General features: G+C 61.3%; 12 protein-coding genes. 8 read left to right on the top strand and 4 right to left on the bottom strand.

All coding sequences use genetic code 11. From position 1 onward, the window contains the following. Positions 1-18 precede the first annotated feature (18 nt). Together OH764_RS16090 and OH764_RS16095 are read right to left on the bottom strand one after the other, a co-directional pair. Positions 19-2,301: an NADP-dependent malic enzyme gene (locus OH764_RS16090; RefSeq protein WP_027777041.1), complete on the bottom strand. Its 2,283-nt coding sequence runs from the start codon at positions 2,299-2,301 to the stop codon at positions 19-21. Positions 2,302-2,578: 277 nt separating this feature from the next. After that, positions 2,579-3,811 carry an MFS transporter gene (locus OH764_RS16095; protein WP_498847420.1) on the bottom strand — a complete coding sequence of 411 codons (1,233 nt, stop codon included), beginning with the start codon at positions 3,809-3,811 and terminating at the stop codon, positions 2,579-2,581. A 399-nt stretch (positions 3,812-4,210) separates the two neighbouring features. Between OH764_RS16095 and OH764_RS16100 the strand changes: the two genes are divergently transcribed. Beyond that, a complete protein-coding gene (locus OH764_RS16100) occupies positions 4,211-4,897 on the top strand; it encodes an orotate phosphoribosyltransferase (RefSeq protein WP_020070827.1) in 687 nt (228 codons plus the stop codon). Positions 4,898-4,988: 91 nt separating this feature from the next. Here the strand turns inward: OH764_RS16100 and OH764_RS16105 are convergent, their stop codons facing one another. Together OH764_RS16105 and OH764_RS16110 are read right to left on the bottom strand one after the other, a co-directional pair. Further along, positions 4,989-5,678, bottom strand: a complete 690-nt coding sequence (locus tag OH764_RS16105) for a response regulator transcription factor (protein ID WP_498848841.1) — start codon at positions 5,676-5,678, stop codon at positions 4,989-4,991. 328 nt (positions 5,679-6,006) lie between these two features. After that, positions 6,007-7,029, bottom strand: a complete 1,023-nt coding sequence (locus OH764_RS16110) for an IS110 family RNA-guided transposase (RefSeq protein ID WP_498847421.1) — start codon at positions 7,027-7,029, stop codon at positions 6,007-6,009. A 113-nt stretch (positions 7,030-7,142) separates the two neighbouring features. On the opposite strand from OH764_RS16110, the gene OH764_RS16115 reads away from it, so the two are divergent. From OH764_RS16115 to OH764_RS16145, 7 genes are all read left to right on the top strand, one after another. Continuing rightward, a complete protein-coding gene (locus tag OH764_RS16115) occupies positions 7,143-8,168 on the top strand; it encodes an IS110 family RNA-guided transposase (RefSeq protein ID WP_498847422.1) in 1,026 nt (341 codons plus the stop codon). A gap of 664 nt (positions 8,169-8,832) precedes the next feature. Continuing rightward, the gene (locus tag OH764_RS16120; protein ID WP_498847423.1) at positions 8,833-9,435 is read left to right on the top strand and encodes a YbhB/YbcL family Raf kinase inhibitor-like protein; all 603 of its coding nucleotides are present in this window, start codon (positions 8,833-8,835) and stop codon (positions 9,433-9,435) included. Between the two features lie 206 nt (positions 9,436-9,641). After that, complete coding sequence (locus OH764_RS16125) at positions 9,642-10,214, top strand: flavodoxin family protein (protein WP_498847424.1); 573 nt, start codon at positions 9,642-9,644, stop codon at positions 10,212-10,214. Positions 10,215-10,421: 207 nt separating this feature from the next. Further along, positions 10,422-11,369 (top strand): N-acetyl-gamma-glutamyl-phosphate reductase, encoded by a 948-nt coding sequence (gene argC, locus OH764_RS16130; protein ID WP_498847425.1) that lies wholly within the window; start codon positions 10,422-10,424, stop codon positions 11,367-11,369. 488 nt (positions 11,370-11,857) lie between these two features. Further along, positions 11,858-13,279, top strand: coding sequence for a DUF2957 domain-containing protein (locus OH764_RS16135; protein WP_498847426.1), 1,422 nt, complete (start codon positions 11,858-11,860; stop codon positions 13,277-13,279). 97 nt (positions 13,280-13,376) lie between these two features. Further along, complete coding sequence (locus tag OH764_RS16140) at positions 13,377-14,621, top strand: DUF2957 domain-containing protein (RefSeq protein ID WP_498847427.1); 1,245 nt, start codon at positions 13,377-13,379, stop codon at positions 14,619-14,621. A gap of 166 nt (positions 14,622-14,787) precedes the next feature. Continuing rightward, positions 14,788-15,612: an OmpW/AlkL family protein gene (locus OH764_RS16145; protein WP_498847428.1), complete on the top strand. Its 825-nt coding sequence runs from the start codon at positions 14,788-14,790 to the stop codon at positions 15,610-15,612. The last annotated feature ends 103 nt before the right edge of the window (positions 15,613-15,715 follow it).

Raw genomic sequence — 15,715 nt, forward strand, 5'->3', positions numbered from 1 at the left:
CAACGGGCGCCGCCTCGCTTACTTGCTGTTCACCGACTTGCGCGCGTTTGCCGAGGCCACCGCCGTCATGTTGATGATCCGGCGCACGGTTGCAGCCGGCGTCAGCACATGCACCGGCTTTTCGGCGCCCAGCAGGAACGGCCCGACCGTCACGCCTTCGCCGCCGACCATCTTCAGCAGGTTGTACGCGATGTTCGCCGCTTCCACGTTCGGCATGATCAGCAGGTTGGCTTCGCCCGAGAGCGTCGTGCCGGGGAACGCAGCCTTGCGGACCATTTCCGACAGCGCCGCGTCGCCGTGCATTTCGCCGTCGATTTCGAGCGTCGGCGCGCGTTCCGCGATCAGCTTGCGAGCCGCGGCCATGCGTTGCGACGACGCAGACGGCGCGCTGCCGAAGTTCGAGTTCGACAGCAGCGCGACCTTCGGTGTGATGCCGAACTTCTCGATTTCGCGCGAAGCCAGCATGGTCATGTCGGCGAGCTGCTCGGCCGTGGGCGTTTCGTTCACATACGTATCGCAGATGAACAGATTGCGGCCCGGCAGCATCAGCAGATTCATGGCGGCGAAGTTCTGCACGTTATCCGCCTTGCCCAGCACCTGTTCAATGAACTTCAGATGCGTGTGGTACTGGCCGATCATCCCGCAGATCATGCCGTCGGCTTCGCCGAGGCGCACGAGGATCGCGCCGATCAGCGTGTTGAACTTGCGCATCGCGGCTTTCGCGACGTCCGGCGTCACGCCTTCGCGCGCACCCAACTCGTGGTACGCCTGCCAGCATTGCTGATAGCGCGGATCGTCTTCCGGATCGACGATCTCGAAGTCTTCGCCGCACCGGAGCTTCGAACCCATCTTCTTCAGACGCATCTCGATCACCGACGGACGGCCGACCAGAATCGGCTTGGCGATCTTTTCCAGCAGCACGAATTGCGCGGCGCGCAGCACGCGCTCGTCTTCACCTTCGGCGAACACGATGCGAGCCGGCTCCGACTTCGCCGCCGCGAACACCGGACGCATCACCATGCCCGTGCGGTAGACGGTGGTGCCGAGTTCTTCGCGATATGCGTCCATGTCCTTGATCGGACGGGTCGCGACGCCCGAATCCATTGCCGCTTGCGCGACGGCCGGCGCGATCTTGATGATCAGACGCGGATCGAACGGCTTGGGAATCAGATACTCGGGACCGAATTCAAGCGAGTGGCCTTCGTACGCCTTTGCGACTTCATCGCCCTGATCCGTTTCTTCGGCGAGCTCGGCAATCGCGCGCACGCACGCGAGCTTCATTTCTTCCGTGATCGTGGTCGCGCCCACATCGAGCGCGCCGCGGAAAATGAACGGGAAACACAGCACGTTGTTGACCTGGTTCGGATAGTCCGAACGGCCCGTCGCGATGATGCAGTCCGGACGCACTTTCTTAGCCTCTTCCGGGCGGATTTCCGGCTCCGGATTGGCCAGCGCGAGGATCAGCGGCTGCGTGCCCATTTCAGCGACCATCTCCGGCTTCAGCACGCCCGCGCTCGAGCAGCCGAGGAACACGTCGGCGCCGCGAATGGCGTCAGCCAGCGTGCGTGCTTCCGTGCTCGCCGCATAACGTTCCTTCGACGGATCAAGATTGCCGCGACCTTCGTAGATCACGCCCTTCGAGTCGACAACGAGAATGTTCTGCTTCGACAAACCGAGGTTCACCAGCAGATCCAGACACGCGATCGCAGCGGCGCCCGCACCGGAACACACCAGTTTCACTTCGTCGAGCTTTTTGCCGACCACCTTCAGGCCGTTCAGAATCGCCGCGGACGCGATGATCGCCGTGCCGTGCTGATCGTCGTGGAAGACCGGAATCTTCATACGCTCGCGCAGCTTCTTCTCGATGTAGAAGCACTCGGGCGCCTTGATGTCTTCCAGATTGATGCCGCCGAGCGTCGGCTCGAGCATCGCGATGGCTTCCACCAGCTTGTCCGGATCGGACTCGGCGAGTTCGATATCGAACACGTCAATGCCGGCGAACTTCTTGAAAAGGCAACCCTTGCCTTCCATGACCGGCTTCGCCGCGAGCGGACCAATGTTGCCAAGACCGAGCACGGCTGTGCCGTTCGTGATCACACCGACCAGGTTGCCGCGCGAGGTGTACTTCTGCGCGTCGAGCGGCTCGTCGTAAATTGCCATACAGGCTGCAGCCACGCCCGGCGAGTAGGCGAGCGACAGGTCGAGCTGATTCGATAGCGGCTTGGTCGGCGTGACCGAAATCTTGCCGGGCTTCGGATTCTGGTGATATGCGAGGGCGCTTTGCTTCAGTTGTTCGTCCATTTTTTGCCTGCGAGACGTAAGAAATTGGGCCGGCACACCGCAACGTTGGCGTCGCTTGCATCTATCGAATGGATAATCGACCGAGGCGATTTTCGCGTGCGCCGGTTAGGCGCGGCGTCGGTCCTCGGCGGAGGGCAGGACGATGCGGAGTGCTACGCGGGTCGGTTAGTGTACACCCCACAGGAGTCGATGGACTGACTGGTTAACACCGCTCGCCATTGGCGAAACGCCCGCCAGTCATGCTGCGGCGCCGCATCAGAGCTGACGCGGCAGCCGGCTATTCGAGCTCGACGCCGCGCCGTTCGGGGATCAGGAACAATGTTGCGAGCACATCGAGTAGATAGATCGATGCCAGCGACAGCAGCGCGGCGCCAAACGAATAGCGCGCGGCCAGCGCGCCCACCGCGACCGGGCCAAAGCCGCCAACCGCCCGGCCGACATTGAAGAGTACGTTCTGCGCGGTCGCGCGCGCATCGGTGGGATAAAGCTCGGAGATCAACGCGCCGTAGCCGCCAATCATTCCGTTGACGAACACGCCCATCGCCGCGCCGCCGATCAGCAGTGCCGCGGGCGTTGTGAGATGCGCGTAGACGAAAACCATGACGACCGCCCCTGCCTGATAGAACAGAAACGCAGGCTTGCGACCGAAACGATCAGCGGCAATGCCGAACAGCCAGATGCCGCACGCCATGCCGATCACCGTGGCCGCCGTCCACACGCCCGATTTCGTCAACGAATAGCCGAAGGTCTTAGACAGATAGCTCGGCAGCCAGATCATCAGACCGTAATAGCCGAAGTTCTGCACCGAGCATAGGATCGCCACACCGAGGCTCGCGCGCGCCGTGCGTCCGTCGGCTATCAGCAGTTTTAGCGGCAGCTTGCGCATGCCGCGAGCGGCCCGCTCGGTGAAGAGCGCCGGTTCCTCGACGCGCCGCCGCACGAAGAACGACACCACGGCAGGCAGCAGCCCGAGCGCGAACATGCCGCGCCAGCCGATAAGCGGCAACAGAAGCGGCGTCAGCAATGCGGCCGCCAGTACACCGAGTTGCCACCCGAGGCCCACATACGACGACACTCGCGCGCGCTGCGACGCCGGCCACGCTTCGGCCACGAGTGTCATGCCGATGCCGAACTCTCCGCCAAGCCCGATACCCGCAATAGTCCGGTAAGCGAGCAAGTCGGTATAGCCTTGTGCGAGAGCGCACAGGCCGGTGAAAACCGCGAACACCAGGATGGTCCAGGTGAGCATGCGCACTCGGCCCCAATAGTCACTCAGCACGCCGAAGATCAAACCGCCAGCTACCGCGCCGATCAGCGTCCATGTGACGAGTGAGCCGGCCTGTGCAGAACTGAGGTGGAGGTCCGCCGCGATCACCGGCAGCATGAAACCGAGGATCAGCAGATCGAAGCCGTCCATCGCATAGCCGAGCATCGATGCAATCAACGCACGGGCGGCGTAACCGTTCCGGGTGGTGACGGGACTGTCGGCGGCAGAGGAAGCGGGCGTCATGGAAGCAATCCGAAGGTCGGTGGGAGGACAGCGGCGGCCGGCGGCCGAGAAATCCGCGTGAGTGTAAAGGCGCGCAAAGCCGCTCACAAGCTAGCCAAAAAGCCAGTCGATCAAGCACGAGACCGCGCCGTGACGCCAGGCAGAAAGCCGCGCCAAACCTCGCCGTTGAATGCCTGCCCGACGCTTTCGACGCAGCGACGGCCGCTGCGGTTCGTGGCGGCCGCTCCGACGGCCTCCTCGGAAGGGTCCGTTTCGGGTAAAATGTCGGCCTACGCGCGCAGCAAAAACCGGCCGGCATCCACTGGCTGCATATTCCGCCCAGCACGGCGCGGCATATCCCGCTTGCTGCGCCATCGGGCTTAGCGCCCGCTTCTCCCGCTCATACCCAAGGATCCGCCCATGACAGGCTTCGATCGCCAGACGATCTCCGACACCACCGCCAAGATGCTGCTTGAAGTACAGGCAGTGCACTTCAACGCGGAGAAACCGTACATTTTCACGTCCGGCTGGGCGAGCCCGGTTTATATCGATTGCCGCAAGCTGATTTCCTACCCGCGCGTTCGTCGCGGCCTGATGGAAATGGCGGAAAGCACCATTCTGCGCGACGTCGGTTACGAGCAGATCGACGCGGTGGCGGGCGGTGAAACCGCCGGCATTCCGTTCGCGGCATGGCTGTCCGACCGCCTGATGGTGCCGATGCAATACGTGCGCAAGAAGCCCAAGGGCTTTGGCCGCAATGCGCAGATCGAAGGTTTGTTGACCGAAGGTCAGCGTGTACTGCTCGTCGAAGATCTGACCACCGACAGCCGCAGCAAGATCAACTTCATCAACGCGCTGCGCACTGCAGGCGCGACGGTGAATCACTGCTTCGTGCTGTTCCACTACAACATCTTCAAAGAAAGCGTCTCCGTGCTGAAAGACATCGACGTCGATCTGCACGCGCTCGCTACGTGGTGGGACGTGCTGCGCGTCGCCAAGGAAAACAAATACTTCGACTCGAAGACGCTCGACGAAGTCGAAAAATTCCTGCACGCACCGGCTGAGTGGTCGGCAGCGCACGGCGGCGCAACGTCAACGCCCCAGTAAGCGTCACTGCGAAATACCGTTCGAGTAAAAAGGCCGCCTGCTTTTCACAGGCGGCCTTTATCTTTTTGCGGCAAAAAATAGCTGCGAATAGTTAAGGCGGATCGCCGCCATTTCCCGCCGAATGCGACGACAGATTCAGCAAGCCATTGCTTTGCGCGTACTGGAACAACTCCGAATCGCGGTCAATGCCGAGCTTGCGCATCGCCGTGTTCTTCTGTGTACTGATCGTCTTGATGCTGCGATTCAGTTGCTCGGAGATTTCCTTGATGGTCATTCCCGACACGAAGAGCCGCACGACTTCAAGCTCGCGCCTCGATAGCATCACCTCGTCGCTCTTGCCGCCGGCATTCATGCGCAACGCGTCGAGCGACGCCTTTACCGACGGGCTCATGTATTCCAGGTTGCGGCTCACGTGCTGCACCGCGAGTCCGATGTGGCTCAGATCGTCCGACTTGTTCACAACCGACGTCACGCCGAGCTCCCGCAAGCGTTGCAGCAGCGCGGCGTTCTCCAGCATCGTCAGTACGACGATGGGAACCTTGGCAAAGTTGCGGCGCAAGTAGCCGATCAACGGCAAGCCGTCGCCGAACTGGCCGCCCGGCATAGCGAGGTCGGTGACGAGCACGTCGCACTCGACCGTTTGCAGGATCTTGATCAGTTCCGTCGACTGCCGCGCACGCGCGACCACCTGCATCCCGGGAAACTTGAGCAAGGCCTGTTCTGCGCCGAATAGGATTACTGGATGATCGTCGGCGATGACGACCTTGACTACCTCTTGCATTGCCCGTACCTCGACAGGAAAACCCCTCTCCAAAACTTCAGACATGCTTCTTATTCTTAATGTTTACGCTTATATGAACGCCGCCCGGCTTGCAAGGTAATAACGCTGCGACGTTCGACAGGGATTTGGTTGCAGGCTTATATCCGGCATCTGCAGGCCGAGCCTGCGTGCCCTGATGGAATTCGCCAAGAACGACCTCTGCTATCTAGCGCGCTCGAAGCGCTCAGCGTCAATCAGGTTTGCGTTCTTGCGGACCAACCTGTCTCGCCATCACATCATTACCAACCTTCGCAACCTTTCTGCATGGCTCGCGCGATGCGGAAATTTTTCAGGCTGTCTTTTGTAGTGCGTAGTCTTTTTGATACGTGCGGTTGTTCGCCAGCAGCGACCACGCTGTCCGCGCCATCTTGCTTGCCAGTGCGACTGCAACCACGTTCGCAGGTCGACGTCGCGACAGTTGCTCGCACCAGGCCTCCTTGCTCCTGCTTTTGAAGAGGACCGCACGTGCACCGTGGATCAGCAGCATCCGAATATAGCTGTCGCCGCGCTTGCTTATGCCGCCCAATCGCACCTTTCCGCCGGTACCGCTTTGCCTGGGCACCAGGCCGAGGTATGCGGCAAGTTCTCGTCCCGATTTGAACGCGGCGGGATCGCCGATCGTCGCGACCAGGGCTGTCGCCGTCAATGGCCCAATACCCGGGATCGTCGAAAGCCGTCGACATGCTGCCTCTTGCCGCTGCCAGACAACGATCTGCCGCTCGAGCTTGCGGATCTCGGCTTCGATGCGTTCAATGAACTGAAGCTGGTCGCGCAGCGCACAGAACAATGTGCCCGGAACGATCTGCTCAATTTCACCCAGTCGCTCGCGGACCTCGGCCAAGCCCGCGAGACGTCCCGCTCTCAGCGTTACGCCAAATTCATACAGCAGGCCGCGCAACTGGTTGACCTGCATGGTACGTGACTTGACCAGCAGTGAACGGATGCGATGCAATCCGAGCATGGCCTGCTGATCTGCGGTCTTCGGTGCTACGGACCGCATGCCGGGTTGCTGCGCTGCCGTCCAGATTGCACGAGCATCTGTTGCGTCGGTCTTGTTATTCTGGACGAACGGGCGAATGAACCGTGCATGCAGCAATACGACTTGATGACCTAGCGCCGCAATCTTGCGCGCCCACCAGTGCGCACTCCCGCAGGCTTCCAAGGCCACCCGACTGGCCGCTCGCTGGCCAAGGAATTCTATAAGCTGTTGCTTCGTGAATCGCCGGTTCACAACCTCTCCGGTTTCCGCTTCGATCCAATACATCTGGAACGTGCGCTTTGCAATATCGAGCCCGAACGTCGTAGCATTCATGATGGTCCCTCCGTTCCCTCAAGTGGTCGCGACAACTTCCACTAATGGGATGGTCCACCCCACCTCGCTGGACAGGTTAGGCTGGCAGTGTTCATACCGAACTGGAGGCCACCATGGACGACGTTACGCTCGTTGGTATCGATCTTGGCAAACACAGCTTTCACCTGCATGGGCAAGATGCGAAAGGCAAGGCTTTGTTTCGTAAAAAGATGAGCCGCAAACAACTGATCGAATTCTTCGCGACTTTCCATGCCTGTACCGTCGTCATGGAGGCCTGCGCCGGTTCGCATCATATGGCGCGGAAGCTGGCCGAGTTCGGGCACACGGTGCGCCTGATCTCGCCGCAGTTCGTCAGGCCATTCGTCAAATCGAACAAGAATGATTTCGTCGATGCAGAGGCGATCTGCGAAGCTGCGTCGCGCCCGGCGATGAGATTCGTAATTCCGAAGACTGAGTCGCAACAGACGCTTTCGGTGCTGCACCGTGTACGTGAATCGATGGTGCGCGAGCGGACCAGAACCGTCAACCAGATGCATGGCTTTCTTCTCGAGTTCGGCATCAGTCTGCCGGTAGGCAACACTGCCGTCACACGTCTGCCGTCTGTGCTCGCTATGCATGAACTGCCGCCAAGACTGGTTGCGATCCTCGAACGCCTCCATCAGCACTTCAAGTACCTTGAAGAACAGATCGGTGAGATTGACCAGGAGCTTGCACGTCAGCTCGCCGACGACGAGGTCGGACAGCGCCTGATGAGCATCCCGGGAGTCGGCCCGGTCACCGCAAGCGCGTTGGCCGCAAAGATGGGCGACGCAAGGCAGTACCGATGCAGTCGCGATTTTGCGGCATCGGTTGGGCTCGTGCCCCGGCAATTCAGTACGGGCGGCAAGACCAATCTTCTTGGGATCAGCCGGCGCGGCGACAAAAATGTCAGGCGTCTGCTCGTCCTGTGCGCCCGAGCCTACATGCGAGGGTTGGAGAAACGAACCGGTCGCCTGGCAGACTGGGTCCGCGCAATGCTCGCTCAACGACATTCAAACGTGGTGGCGTGTGCGCTCGCCAACAAGCTGGCCCGAACGGCCTGGGCGATTGTTGCGCGCCGAACCACATTCGACGCCAGCTACGCAACTCACCCGATCTGAACGAACACAGCTTCATCTTTACTTAACACAATCACCCAACTGGTTTTGCGACGACTGAAAATTGATGACGTGAACGGCGCAGCGGCCTGCCGAAGAACCTGAGTGCCAAAGAGGCTTTTCGAAGCCGATCCACTGTTAAGGATCGTCAGGCGCGAATCTCATCGTGGCGCGGGGAGCGATCCCCACAATGACGCCGAATAGATTTAAGCAAGCCAACTCGCCATCGAAGATCATAGTTGCAAAAACGGGGTGGACCATAGATTTGGCACATTGATGCCGTTGCGTTCTGGAGGGACCCAGTACCTCCAAAGGCACTTCAGTGTTCAGAGCCGAAACGACCGCGACGGGAGGGTGGCGTTCATACCATCTACCTAATAGGAACACGGGCCAGTGCACGCGAAAATTCTTCCGACTATAGCCCATTTTCAGGCGCGCAATCCGCTTACGCACAACAATGATGCATCGTAGAGCTAATGTTAGACTTGATTCGACCTTCGGGGACAAAATAGGGACAAAATCCGCGCGAGTCAGTCAGCTCGCGCCCTCGCAGCTACCTTGTGCTGCATAGGATCCGAGTAAGCGCTTTGCGTAAGGTCGAGCAGGTGCGAAGCGCCAGCCTCACCGACAGCAGCAGCCGCTCTGGTCGACACAGGAGAACCGGCACATGCACTTGCGTTGCCTGGTTGTTTCGTACGCTTCACCGTTTCGCCGCACGCCGTTTTTTGTCTGCGCCACACTGGGCCTCGCGCTCTGGCTTGCGCAGGGGCCACGCGCTTTCGCCCAAGGCGCATTCTCGCTGACCAGCGCCAGCTTCCGGGCCGGTGGCACGGTCAATACTCCGCAAGTTTTCGATCAGGGCGACTGCAAGGGCGGTAACCGCTCCCCGCAATTGACGTGGCATGACGCGCCGGCCGGAACACGCGGTTTTGCCATCACCATGTTCGATCCCGATGCCCCTGGCCGCGGCTGGTGGCATTGGGCCGTCGCAGGCATCCCGGCGACTGTCGCAAGCCTGCCCGAGAACGCGAGCGCTTCGGGCTTTCTCAGGAAACTCGGCGCGGTGGAATCGCGCAACGACTTCGACATCGACGGCTATGGCGGCCCCTGCCCGCCACCCGGCAAACCGCACCGCTACGTGATTACGGTGTATGCATTGAACACCGCGGACCTGCGCCTCGCGCAAGGCCGACCCGCACTGATGTTCGATCACGAGATCGGCACCGCGGCGCTCGGCAGCGCGAGGATGGTGGTCAATTACGGTCGATAGCGCGGCGCGCGTCGAAGGCTCCTGTCGGCCGGGAGGCCGATTGGCGTATGGCTTGCATGCGGATCCGACGTACAGTGTGCGTTCTGCAATCCACGCAGGTTTACGTGCTTTGAGCCTACACACGTTGGGGCCACCGGCACTGCATCAGTCAGCCAACGCATCGGCATCGTGCGTCGTTCAATTCCTCTTCTTTGCAGGAGCGTCTTATGTCGAAGATCGTCATCGTTTATCACAGCGGCTACGGCCACACGAAGAAAGTCGCCGAGTCCGTGCTCGCGGGCGCGCAGGAGGCGGGCGCAGACGCAAAGCTCCTGCCGGTCGGCGACATCGACGAAGCTGCATGGGCCGAGCTCGCCGCCGCGGACGCGATCATCTTCGGCGCGCCGACGTACATGGGCGGACCGTCCGCCGACTTCAAGAAGTTCGCCGACGCGAGCTCAAAACCGTGGTTCGGCCAAACGTGGAAGGACAAGATCGCGGCCGGTTTCACTAACTCGGCGACGATGAACGGCGACAAGTTCCTGACCATCCAGTACTTCGTCACGCTCGCCATGCAGCACGGCATGATCTGGGTGGGTACCGGTTTGATGCCGTCCAATACCAAGGCTGCGACCCGCAACGACCTGAATTACGTCGGCGGTTCCACCGGCGTGCTCACGCAGTCTCCGGCGGATGCGTCGCCGGAAGAGGCGCCGCCTGCAGGCGATCTGGAAACGGCGCGCCTGTTCGGCGCACGCGTCGCGCAGGTGACAGCCCGCTGGATATCCGCCGCAGGCTAATACTTCGCGTTGGCCGGTTCGTCGCGCGGTGCCTGCTTGCTACGCCACGCCCGCGTCATGCCGCTGTCACCTTGAGCGAGCATCGTCATTTTTCTGCTGTTTTTGTGTCCATTTCCAGCGCTTTTGCACGCGCGTGGCGATGAGGTTTTAAAATGGCGTTTTCGCGCGGCCAAGTGCGCCGTTTTCAAAGAAGCCAGTGAGATCGAGATGAGCACGAAAGTTTTTGTCGACGGACAGGAAGGCACGACCGGCCTGAAGATTTTTGAGTACCTGTCGCAGCGCGCCGACGTGGAGATCCTGCGCATCGACGAAGCGAAGCGCAAAGATCTGGAAGAGCGCCGCCGCCTCATCAACGCGTCGGACGTGACGTTTCTGTGCCTGCCCGACGTTGCATCACGCGAATCGGCTTCGCTGGTTGAGAACGAGCGCACGGTTCTGATCGATGCCAGCACCGCATTCCGCACGTCCGCAGACTGGGCTTACGGACTGCCGGAACTTGCCCGTTCGCAGCGCGAGCGCCTGCGCACAGCCAAGCGTATCGCCGTTCCCGGCTGTCACGCATCGGCTTTTGTGCTGGCCATGCGCCCGCTCGTGGAAGCGGGCGTGGTCGCGCCTGACTTCGACGCGCACGCCTATTCGATCACCGGCTACAGCGGCGGCGGAAAAAAAATGATCGCCGACTACGAAGCCGGCGGTAACGCGAAGCTGAAGAGCCCACGTCCTTACGCGCTGGGTCTCACGCACAAGCATCTGCCGGAAATGGCGGCGCACACCGGGCTGACGTCGGCGCCGATCTTTACGCCGATCGTCGGCGACTTTTACAAGGGTCTCGCGGTCACCACCTACTTCTCGCCGCGCCAGTTGGCCAGGAAGACCACACCGCAACAGGTGCAGGCACATCTCGCCGAGTACTACGCGGGTGAAGCGTTCGTGCGCGTCGCGCCGTTCGACGCCGAAGCGAATCTCGACAGCGGTTTCTTCGACGTTCAGGCGAACAACGACACGAACCGCGTCGATCTGTTCGTGTTTGGCACGGCGGAGCGCTTTGTAACCGTGGCTCGCCTTGACAACCTGGGCAAGGGTGCTTCGGGCGCGGCAATCCAATGCATGAACCTGGCAACCGGTGCGGCTGAGGAAAGCGGTTTGAAACGCTAACAAGGTTAAATAGTCGCCTCGATTTTCCGTTTGTCAGCTTTGCGAAAGCCGGTCTCAAGAGACCGGCTTTTTGTTTTAAAACCCCCTTCGCCGAAACATTTATTTACACATATTCGAAAGTAGCTCCCGTTATTTGAAGCTACTCAATCGCGGTTTCCATTTTTTCGGGTAACTCTTCCCAGCCCGTCACTCGATCAGCATAGTTTTCCGCATAGGGAAATTCCGGATTTTTTGTCGAACGATCGTTCGCAGATCATAGAGCCATTTTGCTCTAAGGCTTACCTGGCAAGGGTGTGCCGCCGAGCAACGAAGCGCCCTTTCGCGTCCAACTCACGTTTTTGTTTAAATGCGCCGCGTGCGCCCGCTCACTGCGTGCATAGCGAAAATGCCGCTGTTTGAATCGGCTTTTTTAGACGGCTCATTCAATTGACAGGCGTTAATCGCGCAGCGAAATTAGCTCGCACAATTACAGGAAGGGAGACAACAGTATGGCGGACGCCATTATTCGAGGCTTGGCAATGGCTATTGCCACGACGCCTTTACTAATAGCTTGCGGCGGCGGCAAAGCCGATAATCCCGGCCCGATCAACTCGCCGCAATGTTCAGGTTCCAGTTGCGGCGTGCAGGGTCCGCCTGCTTCGAACGGCACTGCGGCTGCGCTTTGCCCCGCCACTGCGGACATCGTCAAAAGCACGTTCCTCGGCGGGGCCGGCAGCGGCGAGGTGGTGCAAATCAATATCGACGCCACTGCGATGACCTACACGCTCAAGTGGCTCGAGTCGCCGATTCCGCTGCGCACCGGCACGGTCACACCCACGCGCGCCGGCACCCAGATCACCGGCGCGGTGATTCACCCGCCCACCGGCACACTGCCGACCGCCGAGCAAACGCGCTGCGCGTTCATCCTCGGCGCTGGCACCGGCACCGCGGCCGGCGACGGCCAGCCCTACACGACGCCCGGCTTCGCCAACAATCCAAATCCGCCGATGATCTTTGTCGGTCAAGGCGTGGCGGGCGGCGGCATTCCAGGCGCGACGGTCCAGTTCGACGGATTGTCGATTCCCCTCATCGGCTCGGGCATTGGCGCGGTGCCGAACCGGCATTTCGACTTCTACCCGTTCCTCGGCTTCGCGAGCACGACCACCGACATCACGAAACTGCCGGGCACGTACAACGGCCTGCTGTATCACCTGGCACCGTCGGGTAACTACTCGACGGTCGCGACCAACACCGTCGAAACGTTCGATGCAAGCGGCACCTGCACGAGCAGCAACACGGCCAATCCGAATTACTCGCCCAATGCCGGCGGCTGCCTGACCACCGGCAACCCGTTGACGCTCAACAGCAATGGGTACTTCGACAGCCAGCAGGCGCCGCAGATCGTGCAGCAGTTTCAACTCCCGCTGGTCGGCGCGACCGGCAAGTCGGGGACCGCGCACATGATTCTCGGCCAGGTGAACGGCGCGACCGTGCCGCTCGTCGTGCGCACCGGCTACATCAACCTGGGGACGGCGCCGCTCCATCTCGACGCCAAGGTCGACGACGAGTCCGGCATCGCGATGCTCGCCGCGGCGACGCCGCTCGCATCCGGCGGCTTCGACGGCGGCTACGTCGGCGCCGATTCGAACTTCAAGTACACGGCGACGCTGATTCAGGGCGCGGTCGGCACGTTCATCAACCCGAGCACTTCGGCGGGCGAAAGCGGCTTCGGCCTCGGCTACGGATTGCCAAGCCCCGGACTCGTCGGCGTGCAGGACACCAACGGCAAGACCGGCCTCGCGATCGCCTCGGGCGGCTTATACGCGATCGAGATCCAGGGCGCGGAGAACAACGGCATTGCATCGACGTCGGCGAACGCGGACACGCCAAGCACGCCGTACTTCGGCATAGGAGCCCAAATCAGCAAGTAGCGGGAAAGCAAACCAGTCGGCAGGACGAGACATAAAAGAGCAAGCGGTGGCTGGACCGGGAGCCGGCCACCTACAACGAAAAAATTCTGGAGGCGGTATGAAATGGAGATTCCTGTCGGTGCTCGCACTTGCGGCACCGTTACTGGCGGCATGCGGCGGTGGTGGCGGCGGCGACGGACCTATGACGGAAGTTCGACTGTGTCCCGCGTCGCTCGACTACAGCACGGTGTACACAGGCGGCGGCGGTGACGGCGAACTGGTCAAACTGCAACTCGACACCGCAAAGATGACGTGGCAGGTGACCTACGTCGAATCTCCGATTCCCGCGACCACCGGCACCGTCGTCCCAACACGTGCGGGTCAGGTCGCGAGCGGCACACTGACCCAGGAAACGCTGCTGCCGACCAACAAGCTTAACCAGTGCGCGTTCCGCCTGAACGGCGCAAGCCTCGATCCGAACCGGCCGGCAAGGATCTTCGTCGGCGAGGGCGTTGCGGGTGGCACCATTCCCGGTGCAGAAATTTCATTCGGCGGTATTCTCGGCGTCGGCGCCGTGCCGGACACCAAGTTCCCCTACTACCCGTTCATCGGGTTTTCGTCGATCGAAACCGACCTCACGAAGGTAGCCGGCACCTACAACCAGCTTGGCTACCACCAGGTGCCGTCGCAAAATTTCGCGCCCGTCGCCGTGGATACCAAAATTACGATCAACGCCGACGGCACGTGGACCGAGTGCGACAACTCCGGTGTCAACGCGGGCAAATGCCAGCAGCCGGGCAGTAACTTCGCGCCGGCGGCCGACGGCAGCGGCGCATTCCAGACCAATAACTTCCAGGGACAGGCGAAGCCCACGCTCGCCACTACGCCGAAAGCTCGCGGCTACATGATCGTCGGCAGGCTGCGCAACCAGTTGGTGCCGATTCTCGTGCGCACCGGCGCGGCGAACTCGTCGGTCACGGTGCCGCAAAACGGCGCGCTTGGACCGTACGCGGACGACGAATCGGGTATCTCGATTCTCTCGCCGCAGAGTCCGATAGCGGTCAACTCGCAGAACGGCGAGTACATCGGCGTAGATAGCCAGTTCGACTATCGCACGACCGCACTGGCGGGCACTCAGGCGACGCTGCTCGATCCGTTCAACGCGTCGCAGGCCTCGCTTGCTACCGCGCTGAATCTCGACTTCACGCAAACAGTGCCGGGCGTAGCCACGACGACGCATGTCGGCGCATCCACGGGCAATACGGCGACCGGAAAGATGATTTTCACGGGCGGCGTATTCGGCTACCTGGATCTGACCAACGCGGCCTCGCCGTACTTCACGATCGGCGCCTTCGTTCAGTAACGGGCACGCCCGCGCCGTCAATACGCAATGGCCTTTGCGCCGAGGTCGCCGCCGCTCCTGCCGCGCGGCGACCCGGTTAGCGACGATCATGCACGCCGGCCTTGCGGCCTGCGGCATCGCTCGACGCGCGCCTCGCGCCTGACGAGCGCCCTAGAGGAGCAACAATATGAAAAAAATCTATCTCGCGATGCTGGTCGCGTGCCTGTCCGCCAGTGCGCACGCACAACATGCGGGCGACAACGTCGCCGCGCTAGGCTGGTTCCACGTCATGCCGCAGGATTCGAGCACGCCGCTGACCACCCATGTGGCGCCCACGCCGATCAACACGCCGCTGCGGTTGCCAAGTTCGTTCACCTCAGAAGGCACGAGTCTGTCGACGAACAACGCCGACACGGTCGGCCTTGTGTTCAGCCATTACCTGACCGATCACATTGCCGTGACGACGGTGGCGGGCGTGCCGCCTGTGTTCAAGATCTACGGGCACGGCACGATCAAGCCGCCGGGACCGGCCGGCGCGCTCGGCCAGCAGGACATTGGCGATCCGCAGGTGAATCCGATCGTAAAAAGCGTGCGCCAATGGAGCCCGGCGCTGCTCTTCCAGTACTACTTCAATGCGCCGACGGCCAAGTTCAGGCCGTTCCTGGGCATCGGCGTGTCGTACAACTGGTTCTCCGACATTCAGCTCAGCCCGAACTTCGTGCAATCGACGCAGGAAAACCTGGGCGCCATCCTCGCGGCCGGCGCGGGCAAGCCGGGCAAAACACAGGTGTCGGCGAAGGCTTCGTCCTCGTGGGCGCCGGTTTTCAACGCGGGCCTCGCGTACAACATCACGGAACATTGGGGCCTGGTGGCCTCCGTGACCTACATTCCGCTGAAGACGACGTCGTCGGTCATCATCAAAGCCGCGGACGGCACGGAACTGGGCGTCTCGAAAGCCGAGCTCAAGGCTGACCCGATCATCTCGTTCCTCGCGGTCTCGTACAAGTTCTAAAAGAAGCGACGCGCGACCGAGCCGGCCCACCGCGTGCGGAGAGCCGGCTTTTTGCTTGTGGGGACGGAAGAAATTCGAGGCAAAAAAAAGCCCGCCTAAGTTG

Source organism: Burkholderia sp. M6-3 (genome assembly GCF_050858985.1).
Lineage (GTDB): Bacteria > Pseudomonadota > Gammaproteobacteria > Burkholderiales > Burkholderiaceae > Paraburkholderia > Paraburkholderia caledonica.